Annotated in this window: 19 protein-coding genes; 9 read left to right on the top strand and 10 right to left on the bottom strand. The window is 74.3% G+C overall.

All coding sequences use genetic code 11. The annotated features are described in order from the left end of the window. Positions 1 to 72 precede the first annotated feature (72 nt). From J1M38_RS11185 to J1M38_RS11170, 4 genes are read right to left on the bottom strand one after another with little or no spacing between them, the layout of a single operon-like run. The gene (locus J1M38_RS11185) at positions 73 to 378 is read right to left on the bottom strand and encodes a hypothetical protein (RefSeq protein WP_036317357.1); all 306 of its coding nucleotides are present in this window, start codon (positions 376 to 378) and stop codon (positions 73 to 75) included. Positions 379 to 436: 58 nt separating this feature from the next. After that, positions 437 to 1,126 (bottom strand): deoxyribose-phosphate aldolase, encoded by a 690-nt coding sequence (gene deoC / locus J1M38_RS11180; RefSeq protein WP_036340586.1) that lies wholly within the window; start codon positions 1,124 to 1,126, stop codon positions 437 to 439. Positions 1,127 to 1,146: 20 nt separating this feature from the next. Further along, the gene (locus tag J1M38_RS11175; RefSeq protein ID WP_206481464.1) at positions 1,147 to 2,877 is read right to left on the bottom strand and encodes a phospho-sugar mutase; all 1,731 of its coding nucleotides are present in this window, start codon (positions 2,875 to 2,877) and stop codon (positions 1,147 to 1,149) included. Continuing rightward, complete coding sequence (locus J1M38_RS11170; protein WP_342356232.1) at positions 2,877 to 3,704, bottom strand: purine-nucleoside phosphorylase; 828 nt, start codon at positions 3,702 to 3,704, stop codon at positions 2,877 to 2,879. Before J1M38_RS11170 ends, J1M38_RS11175 begins: the two co-directional genes overlap by 1 nt. Positions 3,705 to 3,786: 82 nt before the next feature. Between J1M38_RS11170 and J1M38_RS11165 the strand changes: the two genes are divergently transcribed. Continuing rightward, positions 3,787 to 5,220, top strand: a complete 1,434-nt coding sequence (locus J1M38_RS11165; protein WP_206481465.1) for an NAD(P)H-quinone dehydrogenase — start codon at positions 3,787 to 3,789, stop codon at positions 5,218 to 5,220. Between the two features lie 103 nt (positions 5,221 to 5,323). Here the strand turns inward: J1M38_RS11165 and J1M38_RS11160 are convergent, their stop codons facing one another. The 6 genes from J1M38_RS11160 to J1M38_RS11135 form a co-directional block, all read right to left on the bottom strand. Further along, positions 5,324 to 6,760, bottom strand: coding sequence for an MFS transporter (locus tag J1M38_RS11160; RefSeq protein ID WP_206481466.1), 1,437 nt, complete (start codon positions 6,758 to 6,760; stop codon positions 5,324 to 5,326). Between the two features lie 171 nt (positions 6,761 to 6,931). Beyond that, complete coding sequence (locus J1M38_RS11155; protein ID WP_206481467.1) at positions 6,932 to 8,788, bottom strand: biotin carboxylase N-terminal domain-containing protein; 1,857 nt, start codon at positions 8,786 to 8,788, stop codon at positions 6,932 to 6,934. A 164-nt stretch (positions 8,789 to 8,952) separates the two neighbouring features. Continuing rightward, entirely contained in the window at positions 8,953 to 9,648 is a 696-nt protein-coding gene (locus J1M38_RS11150) for a nucleoside triphosphate pyrophosphatase (protein ID WP_206481468.1), read from the bottom strand. After that, a complete protein-coding gene (locus J1M38_RS11145) occupies positions 9,645 to 11,333 on the bottom strand; it encodes a DUF885 domain-containing protein (RefSeq protein ID WP_206481469.1) in 1,689 nt (562 codons plus the stop codon). The genes J1M38_RS11150 and J1M38_RS11145 overlap by 4 nt, the downstream gene beginning before the upstream one ends. A gap of 35 nt (positions 11,334 to 11,368) precedes the next feature. Next, positions 11,369 to 11,662, bottom strand: coding sequence for a hypothetical protein (locus J1M38_RS11140; protein WP_101965796.1), 294 nt, complete (start codon positions 11,660 to 11,662; stop codon positions 11,369 to 11,371). Further along, complete coding sequence (locus J1M38_RS11135; RefSeq protein WP_036383096.1) at positions 11,659 to 13,242, bottom strand: acyl-CoA carboxylase subunit beta; 1,584 nt, start codon at positions 13,240 to 13,242, stop codon at positions 11,659 to 11,661. The genes J1M38_RS11140 and J1M38_RS11135 overlap by 4 nt, the downstream gene beginning before the upstream one ends. A gap of 189 nt (positions 13,243 to 13,431) precedes the next feature. Between J1M38_RS11135 and J1M38_RS11130 the strand changes: the two genes are divergently transcribed. From J1M38_RS11130 to J1M38_RS11095, 8 genes are all read left to right on the top strand, one after another. Continuing rightward, entirely contained in the window at positions 13,432 to 14,268 is an 837-nt protein-coding gene (locus J1M38_RS11130) for a biotin--[acetyl-CoA-carboxylase] ligase (RefSeq protein ID WP_170079798.1), read from the top strand. Positions 14,269 to 14,298: 30 nt separating this feature from the next. Further along, entirely contained in the window at positions 14,299 to 14,826 is a 528-nt protein-coding gene (locus J1M38_RS11125) for a PH domain-containing protein (RefSeq protein ID WP_170079797.1), read from the top strand. Next, entirely contained in the window at positions 14,823 to 15,962 is a 1,140-nt protein-coding gene (locus J1M38_RS11120) for an adenylate/guanylate cyclase domain-containing protein (RefSeq protein WP_122054111.1), read from the top strand. Before J1M38_RS11125 ends, J1M38_RS11120 begins: the two co-directional genes overlap by 4 nt. Before the next feature lie 69 nt (positions 15,963 to 16,031). After that, positions 16,032 to 16,730: a protein phosphatase 2C domain-containing protein gene (locus tag J1M38_RS11115; RefSeq protein ID WP_206501257.1), complete on the top strand. Its 699-nt coding sequence runs from the start codon at positions 16,032 to 16,034 to the stop codon at positions 16,728 to 16,730. Between the two features lie 40 nt (positions 16,731 to 16,770). Then, positions 16,771 to 19,164: an NAD-dependent DNA ligase LigA gene (gene ligA / locus J1M38_RS11110; protein WP_170721148.1), complete on the top strand. Its 2,394-nt coding sequence runs from the start codon at positions 16,771 to 16,773 to the stop codon at positions 19,162 to 19,164. Next, positions 19,161 to 20,078: an inositol monophosphatase family protein gene (locus tag J1M38_RS11105; protein WP_170079796.1), complete on the top strand. Its 918-nt coding sequence runs from the start codon at positions 19,161 to 19,163 to the stop codon at positions 20,076 to 20,078. The genes ligA and J1M38_RS11105 overlap by 4 nt, the downstream gene beginning before the upstream one ends. Further along, complete coding sequence (locus J1M38_RS11100; RefSeq protein ID WP_069941779.1) at positions 20,075 to 20,557, top strand: hypothetical protein; 483 nt, start codon at positions 20,075 to 20,077, stop codon at positions 20,555 to 20,557. Before J1M38_RS11105 ends, J1M38_RS11100 begins: the two co-directional genes overlap by 4 nt. Continuing rightward, positions 20,554 to 21,078 carry a GNAT family N-acetyltransferase gene (locus J1M38_RS11095; RefSeq protein ID WP_060973931.1) on the top strand — a complete coding sequence of 175 codons (525 nt, stop codon included), beginning with the start codon at positions 20,554 to 20,556 and terminating at the stop codon, positions 21,076 to 21,078. The genes J1M38_RS11100 and J1M38_RS11095 overlap by 4 nt, the downstream gene beginning before the upstream one ends. The last annotated feature ends 295 nt before the right edge of the window (positions 21,079 to 21,373 follow it).

Below are 21,373 nucleotides of genomic sequence, written 5' to 3'. Positions count from 1 at the left end.
GTTGCGGGTGGACGCCCTTCGGCGCGCGGCGGCCGGACGACCTGTGTCAGCGATCCTCGGCTCCGGGACGGCTCAGCGGTGCGCGGCGCCGGTCTCGACGGCGTGGGCGCCGGAGGCGGCGTGCTCGACGACGGGACGGGTGTGGATGGCGGTGGTGTCCACGGTGTCGCTGCGGCCCAGGAACGCCTTGGGGATCATGAAGGCCACAGTGGCCAGGGCCAGCGCGATCAGGCCGGGGATCCAGACCGACTCGAGCGACCAGAAGCCCATGGCGTAGAGGCAGCCGAGGAACGCGCCGAAGGCGACGATGAAGGCGATCAGGGAACCCCAGACGCCGCCCACGTTGGAGTGGTCGATGGCCTTGCCGTTGCGGATCACGTGATGCTCCTTCGGTGCGGTCCCGGCCGGGGCGGACGCCCGGCCGAAGTGATGCGAGTCAGTCGGATCCCAGGATAGCAAGCGCGGAGCTGGCCCCGATCCGGGTGGCGCCGGCCTCGATCATCGCCAGGGCGTCCGCGCGGGTGCGCACCCCGCCGGAGGCCTTCACGCCGATGCGCTCGCCCACGGTGCGGCGCATCAGCGCGACGTGCTCGACGGTGGCGCCCGCGGTGGAGAAGCCCGTGGAGGTCTTCACGAAGTCCGCCCCGGCCTCGACCGCGGCCTCGCAGGCCAGGACGATCGCGTCGTCGTCCAGCAGGGCGGTCTCCACGATCACCTTGAGCAGCGCCCCGCCGTCGCCTGCGGGGCCGTCCGCGTGCGCGGCCTCGGCCACGGCGCGGACGTCCGCGACGAGCCGGTCGCGGTCCCCGGCGCGGGCCGCGGCGACGTCGAGGACCATGTCCACCTCGTCCGCGCCGGCGTCGATCGCCTGCCGGGCCTCGAAGGCCTTGACCTCCGAGGCGTTGGCGCCGAGGGGGAAGCCGATCACGGTGCAGGTCAGCACGTCCGAGCCCGCGAGCTCGGCGGCCACCAGCGGCACCCACACGGGGTTGATGCAGACGCTCTTGACCCCGGCCTCGCGGGACTCGGCCACGAGGCGGCGCACGTCCGCCTCCGAGGTGTCGGCCTTCAGGGCGGTCGCGTCGATGTACTTCGCCAGCTCGGCGGTGGTGAGGGAGACGGTCATGTCCGCCAGCCTACCGAGGCTCAGCCGCCCACGAGGGCCGTCACCTCGGCGCGCAGCGCCTCGAGCCGCTCGGCGGCCGCGGCCGGGTCGGCGTCCCGGGTGCCGAGGTAGCACTTGAGCTTCGGCTCGGTGCCGGAGGGGCGCACGAGGACGCGGGTGCCGGAGTCGGTGGCGAACAGCAGTGCGTCCGTCGGCGGCAGCCCGTCCCCGCCGGCGGCCAGGTCCCGGCGCACGGTGACCGGTTCCCCCGCGAGCGTGGCCGGCGCCTGCTGACGCAGGGCCGTCATGGTGCGGGCGATCAGGGACAGGTCCGCCACGCGGACCGAGACCTGGGCGCTGGGCATGGCGCCGGTGACCGCGTCGACGTCGGCCAGGGCGTCCATCAGGCCGCGTCCCTGCGCTGTGAGGGCGGCGGCCAGCTCCGCGGCCATGAGGGCGGCCGTGATGCCGTCCTTGTCCCGCACCATGTCCGGGTCCACGCAGTAGCCGAGGGCCTCCTCGTAGCCGAAGCCGAGGTCCGGGGCGCGGGAGATCCACTTGAAGCCGGTCAGCGTGACGTGGTGCCTCACCCCGTTCGCCTCCGCCAGGGCGGCCAGCTGCGGGGAGGAGACCACGGAGTTCGCGGCGCTGCGGCCGGCCGCGTGCAGGGCCGGCATCGCGTGCGCGCCCAGCAGCGTCCCGACGGCGTCGCCCGAGAGCATCCGCCACGTGCGGACACCGTCCGCGTCGGTGACGGGCGCGGCCAGGGCCAGGCGGTCGGCGTCGGGGTCGTTGGCGATCACCAGGTCCGCGTCCACCTCGGCGGCCAGGGCGAGGGCGAGGTCCATCGCCCCCGGCTCCTCCGGGTTGGGGAACGCGACCGTGGGGAAGGCCGGGTCCGGGGCGGCCTGCTCGGCCACCACGTGGACGGGGCCGAAGCCGGCGTCCTCGAGCAGGCCCGGGACCACGGCGCCGCCCACCCCGTGCAGGGGCGTGTAGACCACGCGCAGGTCGCGGTGGCCGTGCCGGTCGTCGTCGAGCACGCCGAGGGCCGCCGCGCGGTAGGCCTCCAGCAGGTCCGGCCCGGCCACGGTCCAGCCGTCGTCGGCGAGCGGGATGTCCGCGGCCCACGCCGCGTGGTCGATGCGGGCGGCGATCTCCGCGTCCGCGGGGGAGACGATCTGCGCCCCGCGACCCGCCTCGTCCGTGAGCCGCCCGCCGAGGTAGACCTTGTAGCCGTTGTCCGCGGGCGGGTTGTGGCTGGCCGTGACCATCACGCCCGCGTCCGCGCTGAGATGGCGCACCGCGAAGGCGAGCACCGGCGTCGGCAGCGGGTCCGGCAGCAGGACGGTCTGCACGCCCGCGGCCGTCAGGACGGCGGCCGTGTCCGCGGCGAAGGCGGCCGAACCGCGCCGCGCGTCGTACCCGACGACGGCCAGCGGCGGGGCCGCGTCCCGTCCGACGCCGTCCCACAGGTGCGCGGCCAGACCCGCCGCGGTACGGCGCACCACGAGCCGGTTCATGCGGGACTCGCCCGGGCCCTCCTCGGCGCGCAGGCCGGCGGTGCCGAAGACGAGCGGCCCGGCGAAGCGCGCGGCGAGCACCGCCCGGGCGGCCGCGGCCTCCGGGCCGACGCCGGCGGCCGCGTCGAGCTCGGCGCGCAGGGTGTCCCGGTGCGCGGGATCGGGGTCCTCCGCCGCCCACCGCTCAGCCCGGGCGAGGACGTCCTCCGGGAGCGCGGCGACGTCGTCGTGCGGGGGATGCGCGGGCATCAGAGCCGCCCCACGATGTCCGCGAGCAGACGCGCGATGCGCGGGCCGGCGGCCTGGCCGGCCTCGACGACCTCGGCGTGGGACAGCGGCGTCTGCGAGATGCCGGCGCCGAGGTTGGTCACCAGCGAGATGCCGAACACCTCCAGCCCGGCGTGACGGGCCGCGATCGCGTCCAGTGCCGTGGACATGCCGACGAGGTCGCCGCCGAGGGTGCGCGCCATCCGCACCTCGGCGGGGGTCTCGTACTGCGGGCCGGCGAACTGGACGTACACGCCCTCGCGCAGGGAGGGGTCCACCTCGCGGGCGATCGCGCGCAGGCGCGGGGAGTAGAGGTCGGTGAGGTCCACGAACGTGGGGCCGGCGAGCGGGGTGGCGCCGGTGAGGTTGATGTGGTCCGCGATCAGGACGGGGGTGCCCGGGGCGATCTCCGGGTCCAGGCCGCCGCAGCCGTTGGTCAGCACCACGGTGCGCGCCCCGGCGGCGGCCGCGGTGCGGACGGTGTGCGCCACGGCCTGGGCGTCGCGGGACTCGTAGAAGTGCGTGCGCGAGCCGAAGACAAGGGCGTGCGTGCCGTCCGGCAGTCGGACCGAGCGGATCACCGCGTTGTGGCCGGGCACCTTCGGGGCGTGGAAGCCGGGCACCTCGGCCAGCGGCACGGCGGCGACCTCGTCGCCGATCAGGCCGGCGGCCTCGCCCCAGCCGGAGCCGAGGACGACGGCGACGCGGTGCTCCGCCACGCCCGTCGCCCGGGCGATGGTGTCGGCGGCCGCGCGGGCCTCGGCGAAGCCCGGATGGTCGCCGGTCAAGGGGGAGTCGGGGGAGGGGATGCTGGTCTGGTCGGTCACGTCGTGGAGTCTAGGCGGTGTCCCGTGAGCGCGGGCTAGGACTTTCCCGTCCGCGGCGGACACAATGGAGCCCGTGACCGAGGAAAACAGCACCTTCATCCCGTCCCTGACCATCATCGGCGGCGGCCCCGGCGGCTACGAGGCCGCCATGGTGGCCGCGAAGCTGGGCGCCCGCGTGACCCTGGTCGAGCGCCAGGGGTTGGGCGGCGCGGCCGTCCTCACGGACGTGGTCCCCTCCAAGACGCTGATCGCCGCCGCCGACTCGATGCGCCGCGTGGGCGCCTCCGTGGACCTGGGCGTCGACCTCGGCGGGGCCGAGGTCCACGCGGACATGGGCCAGGTCGGCCACCGCATCCTGAACCTGGCCCACGAGCAGTCCTCGGACATCCGCGCGGGCCTCGAGCGGGTCGGCGTCCGGGTGATCGACGGCGTGGGCCGCGTCGTCGGCCCCCACGAGGTGTCCGTCCGCGCCCTCGACGACGCCGGCGCCGAGCCCGAGATCATCACCTCGGACGCGATCCTCGTGGCCGTCGGCGCGAGCCCCCGCGAGCTGCCCACCGCCGTCCCGGACGGCGAGCGGATCTTCAACTGGAAGCAGGTCTACAACCTCAAGGAGCTGCCCGAGCACCTGATCGTCGTCGGCTCCGGCGTCACCGGCGCCGAGTTCGCCTCGGCCTACAACCGCCTCGGCGCCAAGGTCACCCTCGTCTCCTCGCGCGACCGCGTGCTCCCCGGCGAGGACGCCGACGCCGCCGAGCTGCTCGAGAAGGTCTTCGAGGGCAACGGCCTCAGGGTGATCGCCCGCTCCCGGGCCGAGTCCGTCGAGCGGACCGAGACCGGCGTGCGCGTGCACCTCTCCGGCGAGGGCGCCGAGGACACCCCGTCGATCGAGGGCTCCCACGCGCTGGTGGCCGTCGGCGGCGTGCCGAACACGGCGGGCCTCGGCCTCGACGACGTGGGCGTGAAGCTGACCGGCTCCGGCCACGTGCTCGTGGACGGCGTCTCCCGCACGTCCGTGCCGAGCATCTACGCGGCGGGCGACTGCACGGGCAAGCTCGCCCTCGCCTCGGTGGCGGCCATGCAGGGGCGCATCGCCGTCGCCCACCTGCTCGGCGACGCCCTCAAGCCGCTGCGTCCGCACCTGCTGGCCTCGAACATCTTCACCTCGCCGGAGATCGCCACCGTGGGCGTCACGCAGGCGCAGGTGGACTCCGGCCAGTACCAGGCGGACGTGCTGCGCCTGGACTTCCACACCAACCCCCGCGCCAAGATGTCCGGCGCGGAGGAGGGGTTCGTGAAGATCTTCGCGCGACAGGGCTCCGGCACCGTGATCGGCGGCGTGGTGGTCTCGCCGCGCGCCTCCGAGCTGATCTACGCGCTCGCGCTCGCGGTCACGCACAAGCTGCACGTGGACGACCTCGCGGACACCTTCACCGTGTACCCGTCCATGTCCGGGTCGATCGCGGAGGCGGCGCGCCGCCTGCACGTGCGCATCTGACCCAGAGACGACTTTCGGTCGTGAGATAGGCCCTATCTCACGACCGAAAGCGTCCATTCCCCCGATGTCACGTTCGAAAGTGGGGGCGGGGGCCCGGGCGGGGTCAGCGCGCGGCGCGGCGCTCCCGGGCCGAGGTGACGGTGTCGAGGTCCGTATGGCGGGTCTCGGGGGAGAGCACCAGCGCGATGACGGTGATCGCCGAGGCGGCGGCCAGGTAGTAGCCGACGTAGGAGACGTCGAACTTCTGCACGAGCCAGGCCGCGATGAAGGGGGTCAGCGCCGCGCCGAGGATCGAGGACACGTTGTAGGCGATGCCGGAGCCGGTGTAGCGCGTGTTCGTGGGGAACAGCTCAGGCAGCACCGCGGACATCGGCCCGAAGGTCAGGCCCATGAGCGTCATGCCCGTGGCCAGGAACGCCAGCATCAGCGGCACGTTCAGCTCCGCGCCCACGCCCATGTTCTCCGGCGAGAGCCACAGGCCGAACGAGAGGCCGAACACCACCATGAGCACCGAGATCACGATCAGGGTGGGGCGGCGGCCGAAGCGGTCCGCCAGCAGGCCGGAGACCGGCACGAACGCCGCGAAGAACAGGATGCCGACCAGCTGCAGCACGAGGAACTCGGCGTAGGGGACGCCCAGGAAGCCGTTGGCCGGCTTGCCGATCGCGTAGGAGAGGATCCACGTGGTCATCAGGTAGAAGAGCACGTAGGTGGCGTACATGACGAAGGTGCCCAGGATCAGCTCCCACCAGTTGCGGCGGAACACCTCGCCCAGCGGCGCCTTCACGCGCTGGTCGCGGTCGAGGGCGCGCTGGAAGACCGGGGTCTCCTCGAGCTTGACGCGGACGTAGAGGCCCACGGCCACCATCACGATCGAGAGCAGGAACGGCACGCGCCACACCCACGTGAGGAACGGGCCGTCGAGCACCGGGCTCGTGGAGTCGTGGTCGAAGCCGAGCACCAGCGCGAGGAACAGGCCGTTGGCCAGCAGGAAGCCGATCGGCGCGCCGAGCTGCGGCCACATGGCCGCCTGCGCGCGCTTGCCGTCCTTGGCGTACTCCGTGGCCAGCAGGGCGGCGCCGGACCACTCGCCGCCGAGCCCCAGGCCCTGGAAGAAGCGCAGCAGCGTCAGCATGGCCGGCGCCCACAGGCCGATCTGGAAGTACGTGGGCAGCAGGCCGATGAGGAACGTCGCGATGCCCATGGTCAGCAGCGAGCCGATGAGCGTGGTCTTGCGGCCCACACGATCGCCCAGGTGGCCGAAGACGACGGCGCCCAGCGGCCGGGCGACGAACGCCGCGCCGAAGGTGGCCATGGAGGCCAGCAGGGCCGTGTTGTCGTCGCCGCCCGCGAAGAAGATCAGCGGGAACACCGAGACGGCGGCCGTGGCGTAGATGTAGAAGTCGTAGAACTCGATCGAGGTGCCCACGAGCGAGGCGATGATGACCCGCGAGCGGGGCACCTCCTCCGCGGTGGCGACCGCGTCCGACGTGAGATCGGTGGGGGCGCCCGGGTTCACGGGCGGGGTGGAGTGGGACATGGTGTCTCCCTGGTATGACGGGCACAGGGGGTCGCGAACGACCACGATGTGAGACGAAGATGCGTGTCAGGTTAAGCCTCGTCGCGCCGATCTGCGAGAGTCATGTCCCCGTCGTCCACCATGTGGAACCAGCCCACGACGCCGGCGCTCCCCGCCGTCGTCGCCGGCGGCTCACTCCGCGTCGGCGATGGTGGCGATCACCGTGCCGGCCGTGACCGTCTGGCCCGGCTCGACCTCGAGACCGCTGACCACGCCCGCGCGGTGGGCCGCGAGCGGCTGCTCCATCTTCATGGCCTCCACGACCACGATCAGGTCGCCCTCGGCCACGGTCTGGCCGTTCTCGGCGGCGACCTTCACCACGGTGCCCTGCATCGGGGCGGTCAGCGCGTCCGTGCTGACGGCCGCGGCCACCGGTGCGCCGCGCTTGCCGCGGGGCCGGCGTCGTCCCGCACCGGCCCGCTGGGCGGCGCCGGAGATCGTGTGCAGGGCCTCGCCCCACGTGGGCAGGGTGACGTCCACGCGCTTGCCGTTGACCTCCACGGTCACGGTGTGGCGCGCCTCGCGGGGGGCCGGCTCGGCCGGGGTGAGGGCGCTCGGCTCGATGCGGTTCGCGAACTCCGTCTCGATCCACCGGGTGTGCACCGAGAACGGCTCCTCCGAGCCGGCGATCTCGGGGGCGAAGGCGGGGTCGCGCACCACGGCGCGATGGAAGGGCAGCACCGAGGGCATGCCGACGATCTCGGCCTCGCGCAGGGCGCGGGCGGCGCGCTGCAGGGCCTGGCGGCGGTCCGCGCCGGTGACGATCAGCTTGGCGACCATGGAGTCGAAGGCCCCGGAGACGGCCTCGCCCTCCACCACGCCGGAGTCCACGCGCACGCCCGGGCCGCTGGGCATGCGGAACGTGGTGAGCCGGCCGGGGGCGGGCAGGAAGTTGCGGCCCGGGTCCTCGCCGTTGAGGCGGAACTCGATCGAGTGGCCGCGGGGCTGCGGGTCCGTGTAGCCGAGGGCCTCACCGCGGGCCAGGCGGAACTGCTCGCGCACGAGGTCGATGCCGGTGATCTCCTCGGAGACCGGGTGCTCCACCTGCAGGCGCGTGTTCACCTCGAGGAAGGAGATGGTGCCGTCCTGGCCCACGAGGAACTCGCACGTGCCCGCGCCGACGTAGCCGGCCTCCTGCAGGATCGCCTTGGAGGACTCCACGAGGCGGGCGTTCTGCTCATCCGTGAGGAACGGCGCCGGGGCCTCCTCCACGAGCTTCTGGTTGCGGCGCTGCAGCGAGCAGTCGCGGGTGGAGATCACGACGACGTCGCCGTGCACGTCCGCCAGGCACTGCGTCTCCACGTGGCGCGGCTTGTCCAGGAACCGCTCCACGAAGCACTCGCCCCGGCCGAACGCGGCCACGGCCTCACGGACCGCGGACTCGTAGAACTCGGGGATCTCCTCGCGCGTGCGGGCCACCTTGATGCCGCGGCCGCCGCCGCCGTAGGCCGCCTTGATGGCCACCGGCAGGCCGAACTCGTCCGCGAACGCGACGACCTCCTCCGTGCCGGTCACGGGGGAGGTGGTGCCCGGTGCCAGCGGGGCGCCGACCTTGGTGGCCAGCTGGCGGGCCGAGACCTTGTCGCCCAACCGGTCGATCGCCTCGGCGGGCGGTCCGATCCACACGAGCCCGGCGTCGGTCACGGCGCGCGCGAAGTCCGCGTTCTCGGAGAGGAAGCCGTAGCCGGGGTGCACGGCGTCCGCGCCCGCGCGCTCGGCGGCGTCGAGGATCTTGCCGATCACCAGATAGGAGTCGGCGGCGGTCTCCCCGCCGAGGGCCACGGCCTCGTCTGCGAGCCTCACGTGCAGGGCGTCCCGGTCCGGCTCGGCGTAGACGGCCACGGAGGTCAGCCCCTCGTCCTGGCAGGCCCGGATGATGCGCACGGCGATCTCGCCGCGGTTGGCGATCAGCACCCGGGAGAACCGGCGCTCCGCCGCGGGGTCGACGGGCGGGACGACCGAGGCCTGCGGTGCGTCGGCGATGCTCATGGGCGATGGACTCCTCGGACGATCACGGCTGGGGGTGCGGGCGCCACGTCCGGGGTCGTGCCCCTCACCCGGTGGGGCGAAAGGCGCGGGACGGCGCCGACTCTGACCAGCACCCTACTCGTTGTGGCGGAACCCTCCGAGGCACGCGGCCCTGTCGCGCCGGATCAGCGCTGCGCGTTGGAGGGTTCCCACAACCGGGTGAAGTCCTGGCCCAGGGCCGCCGTGGCCCGCCGCAGCCACGCCACGGACAGGCCGATCACCGCGTTGGGGTCCCCGTCCACGCTGTCCACGAGGGCCGCGCCCGCACCGTCCACCGTGAACGCGCCCGCGCAGTGCAGCGGCTCGCCCGTGGCCACGTAGGCCTGGATCTCGGCCTCGGTGACGGCGCCGAAGCGCACGACGGCGGACACCACGCCCGCCTCCTCCGCCATCCCCGACGCGGCCCCGGACTCCGGCAGCACCAGGCCCAGCCAGTGGCCCGAGTGCAGCACGCCCTGCCGGCCGGCCTGGGCGCGCCAGCGCTCGACGGCGACCTCGGGCTCATAGGGCTTGCCGTGGGCGCGGCCGTCGAACTCGAACACGGAGTCGCAGCCGAGCACGAGCGTGGGCGCGTCGACGCCGGCGGCCGCCACCCGGGCGGCCACGTCGCGGCCCTTGGCCTCCGCCAGCAGGCCCGCCAGCTCCGCCGGCGACGGGTCGCCCGCCGCCGCGCCCACGGCCGCCTCGTCCACCCCCGAGACGACGACGCGGAACGGCACCCGCGCCCGGGTCAGGACCTCCGCTCGGCCGGGGGAGGCCGAGCCGAGCACCAGCCGCAGGCCCGTGCCGAGGCCGGCCGCGCCGTCGTCGTGCGGGATCACGCGAGCGCCTCCCGCAGGGTGTCCAGGCCCATGCCTCCCAGGCGCAGGGCCCGCGTGTGGAAGGCCTTGAGGTCGAAGTCGGCGCCCTCGGTCTGCTCGTGCTCGGCGCGGATCTGCTCCCAGATGCGCTGACCCACCTTGTACGCCGGCGCCTGCCCCGGCCAGCCGAGGTACCGCGTGAACTCGAAGCGGCGCTGGCCCTCGGAGATCCTCAGGTGCTTGGACAGGAACGCGTAGCCCTTCTCCGGGGTCCACGCGCCGCCGCCCTCGGACTCGGGGGCGTCGAAGCCGCAGTGGTAGCCGATGTCGAACACCACGCGGGCCGCGCGCATGCGCTGCATGTCCAGCATGCCGAGGTGGTCGCCCGGGTCGTCGAGGAAGCCGAGCTCCTCCATGAGCTTCTCCGCATACAGCGCCCAGCCCTCGCCGTGGCCGGACGTCCAGCAGAAGCTGCGGCGCCACAGGTTGAGGTTCGCCCGGTTCATCATGGCGGTGGCGATCTGCAGGTGATGGCCCGGCACGCCCTCGTGGTAGACCGTGGTGGTCTCCGCCCACGTGGTGAACTCGTCCTCGCCCGGGGGCACGGACCACCACATGCGGCCGGGCCGGGAGAAGTCGTCCGAGGGGCCGGTGTAGTAGATGCCGCCCTCCTGGGTGGGGGCGATCATGCACTCGAGCCGGTCCATCGGGGCCGGGATCTCGAAGTGCTCCTTCATGGCCTCGACCGCGTCGTCGGAGAGCCGCTGCATCCACGTGCGCAGGGCCTCGGTGCCCTTCAGGGTGCGCTCCGGGTCCGCGTCCAGGATCGCGCGCGCCTCCTCGATCGTGGCGCCCGGCCGGATGCGTTCGGCGTCCGCCTGCTGCGCGGCGATGATGCGGGCCAGCTCCTCCTGGCCCCACCGGTAGGTCTCCTCGAGGTCGATCTCGGCGCCGAGGAAGACGCGGGAGGCCAGCCGGTAGTACTCGATCCCGACGCCGTCCGCCTCCGGGGCGTGCGGGCGCAGCTCGGCCTCGAGCGTGCCCGCGAAGTCGCGGTAGGCCTGCGCTGCGGTGTCCGCGCCGGAGCGGATGCGGGCGGCCAGGGCGTCGTCCACGACGTCGGCTGCCTCGGCCCGCTCGACCAGGCCCGGGAAGAACCCGCCCGCGGCGCCGTGGGCACGGGCCTGCTCCACCACGATGTCCACCTGGCGCACCGCGGCCACGTGGCCGGCGTCGCGGGAGGCGAGCAGGGACTCGGTGTAGCCGCGCAGGGCGGCCGGCAGGTTCTCGAGGCGGCCGGCGATGTGGCCCCACTGCTCCGCGGTGTCCGTGGGCATGAGATCGAAGACCGCGCGGATGCCCTGGGCGGGGGAGGCGATGTTGTTCAGCTCGGTGCGGCCGGTCGCGTGGATCTCCCGCTCGAGGCCGATGCGCTCCTGCATGGCCGCCTTCGTGACGCGGTCCGTCTCGTCCTGCGGCTCGAGCGCGGCCAAGTCCTCGAGCAGGCGGGCGTTGAGCTCGTCGTCGGCGCGGGCGCCGGCGGGGGAGAAGTCCGTGTACTCGGTCTCCCGGCCGGGGAAGCCGAGCTCGGTGGCGGTGTCCGGATGCAGGGCGAGGAGGTCGGTCACGTAGCGCTCGGCGAGCGCGTCGATGGCGGACGGGGTGCGGGCGCCGTCGGCGGCGGCCTCGGAGGTGTGCTGGGTCATACCGGCACTCTAGGCGCTGGCGCCCGCCCCCCGGCTCACTGCGGGCCCGCGCCCTGACGCCACTGGCCGCGGCCGGGCCGGGCCCACAGGCCCAGGTCGCCGCGACGGCGGAGCGTGCGGTCCAGGGGGCGGGGGTCGGCGGCCGCGGCGGCGAGCCGGGCGGCTTCGGCCCGGGCCGCGGCGGCCGCCTCGAGGACGGCGGCCAGCGCCGCCATCTCCTCCGGCTCCAACTCCGGGCCGCTGAGCTGCAGCGGGTCGGCCGACGCCGGCGTGGCCTGCGTCGACTCGTCGTTCTCGTCCGGGGCGCCCGGGCCCAGCAGGGCGCTCACAGCGGCATGTTCCCGTGCTTCTTGGCGGGGCGGGCCTCGCGCTTGTGCAGGGTGGCGCGCAGGGCGCGGATGAGCTGGCCGCGGGTGGCGTGCGGGGGCACCACGGCGTCCACGTAGCCCAGCTCGGCGGCCTGGTACGGGTTGAGCAGCTCGGCCTCGTAGTCGGCCACGATCTCGGCCCGGCGCGCGTCGACGTCGCCGCCCGCCTCCGCCGTCGCCTTCAGGTCGCGCCGGTACAGGATGTTCACGGCGCCCTGGGCGCCCATCACGCCGATCTGGGCGCTCGGCCAGGCCAGGTTCAGGTCCGCGCCGAGCTTCTTGGAGCCCATCACGATGTACGCGCCGCCGAAGGCCTTGCGCGTGATCACGGTCAGCTTCGGCACGGTGGCCTCGGCGTAGGCGTAGATCAGCTTGGCGCCGCGGCGGATGATGCCGTTGAACTCCTGGTCCGTGCCGGGCAGGAACCCGGGCACGTCCACGAGGGTGATGATCGGGATGTTGAACGCGTCGCAGAAGCGCACGAACCGCGCGGCCTTCTCCGAGGCGGCGATGTCCAGGGTGCCGGCGAACTGCATCGGCTGGTTCGCGACGACGCCCACGCTCATGCCGTCCAGGCGGGCCAGTCCGGTGATCACGTTGGGCGCGTACAGCTCCTGCAGCTGCAGCAGGTGGCCCTCGTCCACGATCGAGGCGATGACCTCGAGCATGTCGTAGGGCTGGTTGGCGGAGTCCGGGATGATCTCGTCCAGGGCGAGGTCCTCGTCCGTGGGCTCCGGGTCCGCGGCCTCGAAGGTCGGGGCCTCTGCGAGGTTGTTGGAGGGCAGCAGCTCGAGCAGCTCCTGCACGTAGGCGATCGCGTCCTCCTCCGAGGAGGCCATGTAGTGGGCGGTGCCGGAGGTGGCGTTGTGCGAGCGGGCGCCGCCGAGGGTCTCCATGTCCACGTCCTCGCCCGTGACGGTCTTGATCACGTCCGGGCCGGTGATGAACATGTGCGAGGTCTGGTCCACCATCACCACGACGTCCGTCAGCGCCGGAGAATAGGCCGCGCCGCCGGCGGAGGGGCCCATGATCAGCGAGATCTGCGGGATCATGCCCGAGGCCAGGACGTTGTTCCGGAAGATGTCCGCGAACTGGGCGAGGGAGGCCACGCCCTCCTGGATGCGCGCGCCGCCGCCGTCGAGGATGCCGATCACGGGGCAGCCGTTGCGCGCGGCGAACTCCTGGACCTTCACGATCTTCTGGCCGTTGCGCTCGGACAGCGAGCCGCCGAAGACGGTGAAGTCCTGGGAGTAGACGGCCACCTGGCGCCCGTCCACGGTGCCGAAGCCGGACACCAGGCCGTCGCCGGCCGGGTGCTTGGCGTCCATGCCGAACGCGGTGGTGCGGTGCACGGCCAGCGCGTCCAGCTCCACGAAGGAGCCCTCGTCCAGGAGGAGGTCGATCCGCTCGCGCGCGGTGTGCTTGCCGCGAGCGTGCTGGCGCTCGACGGCGTCCGGGCCGCCGGGCGCGGCCGTCGCCTCGAGCCGCCGATGCAGGTCGGCCAGCCGGCCGGCCGTGGTGGTCAGATCGGGATCGGTCACACGTCCTCCTTGTGGTGGTCCGCCAGATGCGGAGGCTCAGTCGGCCAGTGTACGGGCCGCCGCGGACGCCCACGGTTGGAGGAAGCCCACAAACGGCGAGGACGTCGGCCCGGGCCGCCCGTCCGCGCGCCCCGGCGGCGGATCGGCCCGCCCAGCCCGCCCCCGGGGACGCCGTGTATATCTAGGGGCATGCACCCCGACGACGCCCCCACACCGGATCTGACCTGGCTGGACTCCGCCGGCTCCACGCAGGATGAGCTCCTCGCGCGGCTGGACCGCGAGGGGCACCGGCACGGTGCGGCCGTGGCCACCGCGGACCAGCGGGCCGGCCGGGGTCGACACTCCCGCGTGTGGAGCGCCGCCCCGGGGGCGGCGCTCGCCCTGTCCGTGTACCTGCGTCCCGAGTCCGGCGGGGTGCCGGTCTCCCCGGCCCACCTGAGCTGGCTCTCGCTCGTCGCCTCCGCCACGGTCGCCGAGCGCCTCGCGGCCCGGGGCGTCCCGACGCACGTGAAGTGGCCGAACGACGTGCTCGCCACGGACGGGCGCAAGCTGTGCGGCGTGCTGGCCACGGTGGCGCTGTCCTCGGACGGCAAGGGGCCCGGCGTCGTCGTCGGGATGGGCGTGAACCTGGACCACCGCGGGGCCGCCCCGGTGGACACCGCCTCGGACCTGGCGGAGTGGATCGGCGCGGACGCCGTGCCCGCGCCCCGGGACCTCGCGGTCGAGCTGCGCGACGCCGTCGTGGCGGCCGTGGACCGCTTCGCGGCGGGCGTGGCGGGGCAGACGGCGGCCGTGGACGGGCGTCACCCGGCCGTGGCGGCCGTGGCGGACCGGCTCTCCACGCTGGGCCGCGCGGTGCGCGCCGAGCTGCCCGGCGGCGGCGTGCTGGAGGGCACGGCCGTGGGCCTCGGCCCCGGCGGCACCCTGCGCGTGAGGCACGTCACACCGGATCATGGCACAATCGAGACCGAGGTCAGTGCGGGGGACGTGGCCCACCTGCGCGGAGACGTCCATCGCGGCGCATGACACACCCGTCCCGGCCAGGAGGTGACCGCCGTGCGGCTCGAGCCCGGTGAGCAGGTGATGGTGCGCACCCGCACCCACCCGCGCGCGCTGCTGCGCCCCGCCGCGGTCCTCGTGGCCGTCGCGTTCCTGCTCGGCCTGGCCGTCGGCGTGCTCGCACGCCCCGACCTGCCCGGGCTCGTCGCCGCGAACCGCGCCGTGCTCGAGGCGGCCGCGTGGGTGGTCGCGGCGCTCGTCCTGCTCCCCGGCACCGTCCGCCCGCTGTGGCGCTGGGTCTTCCGGCGCACCGTGCTCACCGACCGCCGCATCCTCCAGGGCGCCGGCATCGGCGGCTCCGGTGCCGCCATGCCGCTCGTGTCCATCGCGGACGTGCAGCGGCGCCGCCGCGGCTCGGGTGCCGGAGACCTGCACATCCTCTTCCAGGAGCCCGCCCGCCAGGTCCACTGGCGGCTGCGCGACGTCCCCGAGGCCGCGCGCTTCGAGGAGGCCCTGGCCCACCTCACCCGCCAGGCCCGCACCGCGACCTGGCCCGCCCCCGTCCCGACAGGAGGCCTCCGATGAGCCGTCCGGAGACACCGGACACCGCACCGCTGCCGATCGTCCCGCCGGCCGAGGACGAGACCGCCCGCGACGTCGAGGAGCGCTCCGCCCAGCCCGCCGGCTGGACGAGCGCGATGCGCACGCTCGACGCCGGCCTGGTGGTGGGCCCACGCGCCTACACCTCACGGGAGGTGGCGCAGCGCCTCGGCGTCTCGATGGCCTCCGCCCGGAAGATCTGGCGTGCGCTGGGCTATCCGACGTCGCCGGAGGGGCACAAGGCCTTCACCGAGGCGGACATCGAGGCGTTCGAGTCCGTGCTCACGCTCGTGCGCTCGGGGACGCTGAACGAGGACACCGCCATCTCGCTGGCCCGCTCGATCGGGCAGATGACGGACCGCATGGTGGTGTGGCAGATCGAGGCGCTCGTGGAGGACAAGATCGCCTCCGAGGACCTGACGGACCCGGAGGCGCGGCGGGCCGTCGTCGACATGCTCCCGGACATGGTCGGACCGCTCGAGAAGGCCATGCGGATCGTCTACCGGCGCCAGCTCAACCGCGCCGTCCAGCGCCTGACCGTGCGCGTGGAGGCCGGGCTGGCGGCCAGCGCCCAGGGCCGCGACGGCTCCGAGTCGGATGCGCCGCTGCCGCTGGCCCGCGCCGTCGGCTTCGCGGACATGGTCTCCTACACGACGCTCTCCCGGACCATGGACGACCGGACGCTGGCCCGCATGGTGCTGCGCTTCGAGTCCCTCGCCGCGGAGACCATCTCGGCCGGCGGCGGCTGGCTCGTGAAGACCATCGGCGACGAGGTCATGTTCAACGCCGAGACCCCCGAGGCCGGCGCCGCGATCGCACTCTCCCTGGCCGAGACCATCGCCGCGGACGAGGAGCTGCCCTCGGCGCGCGTCGCCCTGACATGGGGACGGGTGCTCTCCCGCATGGGGGACATCTACGGGCCCACCGTGAACCTCGCCGCGCGGCTGACGTCCCTGGCCGATCCGGGTACCGTGCTCGTGGACGCCATGACCGCTGCGGCCCTGTCCCGGGACGAGCGCTTCGTGCTCGTCCCGCAGCCGCCCAGGATCGTCCGCGGGTTCGGAGAGGTCCGCCCCTCCCTGCTCTTGGACGGGTCGGCCCAGACCCTGCTCGCCGACTGATCGAGGACCCCGTGGACCCCCGCCGAGACCCCGTCCGCGCCGCGGCCCCAGGCCGCGGGCGCCACCCACGTGGGCGCCGTCCGCGACCTGAACGAGGACGCGTGGACCCTCGTCGGGGAGCCGCTGGTGCTCGCCGCCGTGGCCGACGGCATGGGCGGGCACGAGGCCGGCGAGGTGGCCTCGGCCGCCGCGATCGAGACCCTGCGCCGCCGCGCCCCCGAGGTGCTCGCCCCGGGCACGGCCCACACGCCCCAGGAGCTCGGCCACCTGATCCACGAGGCGGACGCCGCCGTCGTCGAGGCCGGGCTGGGGCGCTCCGGCACCACCCTGACCGTCCTGGCCTGCCTGGACACGGAGCGCGGCCGCTGGGCCGTGGCGAACGTCGGCGACTCCCGGGTGTACCTGCGGCCCGTCGGCTCGCCGGTGCTCCAGCAGCTCACGGTGGACCACTCGGCGGTGCAGATGCTCGTCGACGCGGGGGAGCTCACCCCCGCCGAAGCCCGCGTCCACCCGCGCCGCAACGTCATCACCCGCGCGCTCGGCTCGCGCGAGGCGCTCACGGTGGACGTGGCCGAGGTCCCCCTCGCCTCCGGGGACCTCGTCCTGCTGTGCAGCGACGGCCTGACCGGCGAGCTGCTGGACGAGGAGATCCGCGCGCTGATCGACGACGCCGACACCCTCGAGGACGCCCTCGAGAAGCTCATCGGCGCCGCCCTGTGGCGCGGCGGCCGGGACAACATCACGGCGGTGCTCGTGCGCATCCCCTGACCCGGGTGCGCCGTCCGGGACGCCGACTACGCTGGGCCGGGTGAGCACCCCCAAGGAATCCGCCGCCCAGCCCGATCCGCAGGACATCCCCGCCGCGGACCTGCGGGAGGAGTACGAGGACCTCGTGGAGCGGGTCCGCGCCGCCCGGACCGCCTACTACCAGCGGGACGCCCCGGAGATCTCGGACGCCGAGTACGACGCGCTGTACCGCCGCCTCGAGGACCTCGAGGCCCTGCACCCCGAGCTCGTGGCCAACGACTCGCCCACCCAGGAGGTCGGCGGCGAGGTCTCGGAGGCGTTCGCCCCCGTCCGGCACGGGGCCCGCATGTACTCGCTCGAGGACCTGTTCTCCGTCGAGGAGCTCGAGGTCTGGTTCCGCCGCGCGGCGCAGGCCCTGACGCAGGTGCGACCGGGCGTGGCGCCCCGCTGGCTCGTGGAGGTGAAGATCGACGGGCTCGCCGTCGCCCTGCGCTACCGGGACGGGCGGCTCGTGCAGGCCGCCACCCGCGGCGACGGCGTCACGGGCGAGGACGTCACCGCCAACGTGCGCACCATCGGGGACATCCCGCACGAGCTCTCCGGCGAGGGCTGGCCCGCCGAGTTCGAGGTGCGCGGCGAGGTGTTCATGTCCTCCGCCGCCTTCGCCGAGCTCAACGCGCGCCGTGCGGAGGAGGGCCAGACGCCGTTCGCGAACCCGCGCAACGCCGCCGCCGGCGCCCTGCGTCAGAAGGACCCGGCGGTCACCGCGCAGCGCCCGCTGGCCATGTTCGTGCACGGCATCGGCTCGGTCGAGGCGTTCGGGCTGGAGTCCCAGCACGAGGTGTACGACGCGCTCGCGGGCTGGGGCCTGCCCGTGAGCCCCTACACCCGCGTGGTGGAGGGTGCGGACGAGGAGGCGTTGGCCGCCGTCGTCGCGGTGATCGAGGAGTACGGCCGGCGCCGGCACGAGCTGATCCACGAGATCGACGGCATCGTGCTGAAGGCGGACGCGTTCGCGGACCAGCGCTACCTCGGCCACACCTCCCGCGTGCCCCGCTGGGCCGCGGCGTACAAGTACCCGCCGGAGGAGGTGCACACGCTGCTGCGGGACATCGCGGTCTCGGTGGGCCGCACCGGGCGGGTGACCCCGTTCGCGGTGATGGAGCCGGTCACCGTGGCCGGGTCCACCGTCTCCCTGGCCACCCTGCACAACCAGGACGTGGTCAAGGCCAAGGGCGTGCTGATCGGGGACACCGTGGTGGTGCGCAAGGCCGGGGACGTGATCCCCGAGGTCGTGGGCCCCGTGCTGCCGCTGCGCGAGAAGGCGATCGAGGCGGGCCGGGAGCTGCGCGAGTTCGTCATGCCCGCGCACTGCCCCTCGTGCGGCACGCCGCTGGCCCCGGCCAAGGAGGGGGACGTGGACCTGCGCTGCCCCAACGCCCGCTCCTGCCCGGCCCAGCTGGCCGGCCGCGTCGAGCACCTGGCCAGCCGCGGCGCCTTCGACGTGGAGGCGCTCGGCGAGGAGGCCGCCCGCTGGCTCGTCCAGGGCCCCGGCGAGGACCCGGCCGAGCACGAGGGGCAGGTGCGCCCCGAGGGTCCCGGCCCCATCACGGCGGAGGCGCAGATCTTCGACCTCGCCTCCGGCACGCCGGAGGAGATCACGGGCCCCCGCGGCGAGGACGGGCTGACGGACCTGCAGCGCTCCCTCGGCGAGGTCCGCGTGTGGCGCGAGGGCCGTACGAAGGTGGACGGCCGCATGGTGCCCTCGGGCGTGTTCACGCTCAAGCCGTACTTCTTCACCGCCGGCACCGCGAAGAAGCCGTCCGCGCCCACGGCCAACACGCTCCGCCTGTTCGACGAGCTCGAGAAGGCCAAGTCCCAGCCGCTGTGGCGCACCCTCGTGGCGCTGTCCATCCGGCACGTGGGCCCGACGGCGGCCCGCTCGCTGGCCACGGCGTTCGGTTCGATGGCGGCGCTGCGCGCGGCGGCCGAGGCCGGCGACCGGGACCGGCTGGCCGAGATCGACGGCGTCGGTCCGATCATCGCGGACGCGCTCATCGAGTGGTTCGCCGAGGACTGGCACCGGGAGATCGTGGACCGCTGGGCTGCGGCGGGTGTGGCCATGGAGGACGAGCAGGACGAGTCCACCCCGCGCACGCTCGAGGGCCTGACCGTGGTGGTCACCGGCTCGCTCGAGGGCTTCTCCCGCGACTCCGCGAAGGAGGCGATCCTCGTGCGCGGCGGCAGGGCCTCCGGGTCCGTGTCCAAGAAGACCGACTTCCTGGTGGCCGGCGAGGCCGCCGGCTCCAAGCTGGACAAGGCGCAGTCCCTCGGCGTGCCCGTGCTGGACGAGGCCGGGTTCACGGCGCTGCTGGCCGGTGGCCCGGACGCCGTGCGCCCGGCGGGCACGGACGACGCCACCGACGACGCCGCAGAGGGGGAGGCCTCGGCATGAGCGCGCGCACCACGGTCCCGGGCCTGCTCGTGGTCGCCAAGGCCGCCGCGCGCGCCGGCGCGGACGTCCTGGCCCGGCGCTGGACCGGTCACCACCCGGCCGTCCCGCTGGGCATCGAGGAGATCGGCGCGCAGACGAAGTCCTCCGGCTCCGACTGGGTCACCGACTACGACCGCCGCGCCGAGCAGGCCGTCCGGGAGGTCGTCGCCGGCTACCGCCCCTCGGACGAGATCACCGGCGAGGAGTACGGCGCCACCCGTCCGGCCGAGCCGTCCGGGTACCGCTGGTCCATCGACCCGCTGGATGGCACCACGAACTTCGTGCGCGGGCTTCCGCAGTTCTGCACCTCGGTGGCCGTCACCGGCCCGGTGGACGCCGAGACCGCCGACCTGCTGGGGGTGGCCGAGGGCACCGAACGCTGGCTGGCCGGCGTCGTGGCGGCGCCCGCGCTGGGGCGCACCTGGTACGCGAGCGCGGGCCGGGGCGCCTTCAGCACCGCGGACGCGACGACGGCGGGCGTGGACCTGCCCGACCGCGATGCCGCCCCCGTGCGGCTCACCGGTCCCCTGCCCGGACGCTCGGGGCGACTGCTCGCCACCGGCTTCGGCTACGACCCCGCCCGCCGGGCCCTGCAGGTGCGGGCGCTCGCGGCCCTGCTGCCCGCGTTCGGGGACGTGCGACGGATCGGCTCGGCGGCGCTGGACCTGTGCATGGTCGCCGACGGCACCCTGGACGCGTACGCCGAGTTCGGCACGCAGGAGTACGACTGGGCCGCCGGCGCGCTGGTGGCGGAGGAGGCCGGCGTCGCGGTGACGCGGCCCGCCTCGGCGGACGGCACGGCACATCCCGACTGGATGGTGGCCGGCGACGTGGACGCGGCCGCCCTGGCCGCCGTGACGGGGGAGACGGCATGAGGCGGATCGTCGGAGACCCGTGGTTCTACCCGGTCCTGTTCGTGGCCGGCGGCCTGACGTTCATGATCGCGGGGACGCGCCTGCAGCAGGTCGGCATGATCGTGGCCGGGCTCGTCCTGGCCGGCTACGCGGTCACGTACCGGTGGGCGGTGCGGGTCCGCTCGCGGCCGTTCGCCGGCGCACAGGCGCACGTCGAGGGCGGCGGCGTCGTCGTGTTCTGGCGCCCGGGCTGCCCGTTCACGCGGCGGCTGGTCAAGGAGCTGACGGCGCAGGAGCGGGAGCGCGCCTACTGGGTGAACATCTGGCAGGAGCCGGCGGCCGCGACGTTCCTCGAGGGGCTGCACGAGGCGCGCGACGGCCACCCCCACCAGGCCGTGCCCACCGCCTGGCTGCGTCGGCGCGACTACGTCGTGGCCACGGACGCGACCCGCGCCCGCCTGAAGGACACGCTGCGCCAGCGCGCCGGAGGTGACGCATGAGCGCCCTCGTCCGCCCGCTGCGCCCCGAGGACCACGAGGCGGTCGCCGAGCTCACCCTGGCGTCCTATGTCGACGGCGGCCACATCGCCCCCGACGACGCCTACGTGAAGACCCTCATGGACGTGGCCGACCGGGCCGGCCGCGCGGAGGTGCTCGTGGCCGAGGTCGACGGCGAGGTGGCCGGGTCAGTGGTGCTCACCCCGCCCGGCTCGCCCCTGGCCGAGACCTCCGGCGACGGGGAGTACGAGTTCCGCATGCTCGCCGTGCACCCGCGGTTCCACCGCCGCGGGGTGGGCGGCGCCCTGCTGGCCGAGATCGTGGCGCGGGCCCGCGCCGAGAAGGGCGTGGACGCCGTCGTGCTGACCACCATGCCCTCCATGACCGGCGCCCACCGGATGTACGAGCGCGCCGGCTTCGTGCGCGTCCCGGAGCGGGACTGGTTCCTCGCGGACGTGGTGCCGGACCTCGACCCGGCCGACGAGACCGGCCCGTTCCTCGTCTACCGGCTCGCGCTGGACTGACCCCGGGCGGGACATCGGCACCGGGACCCCATTCGGGGCGGGAAATCCCTGTCATGCGGGCCCGGAGCGCCGCGGTGGGGTGGATCTCCCGCCTCGAAGCGGTGGCGGCGGCCGTCCAGGCCCCGGCACTAGATGTTGTGGGTCATGAGGTTCTTGCCACGGGGTACGGGCTGAGATGAGACGAGTGGGCCTCTCCCGCAGGATGGAAGTTCCTCAACAACCCACCTGCCCGAAGAGACCCGCTCATGACTCACGCTAACGCACCCCTGACCCCGACCGGCCGTCTCAGGATGGT

Origin of the sequence: Micrococcus sp. KRD070, assembly GCF_017168435.1 — a bacterium.
Lineage (GTDB): Bacteria > Actinomycetota > Actinomycetes > Actinomycetales > Micrococcaceae > Micrococcus > Micrococcus luteus.
This window is presented reverse-complemented; position numbering and strand designations above follow the sequence as displayed.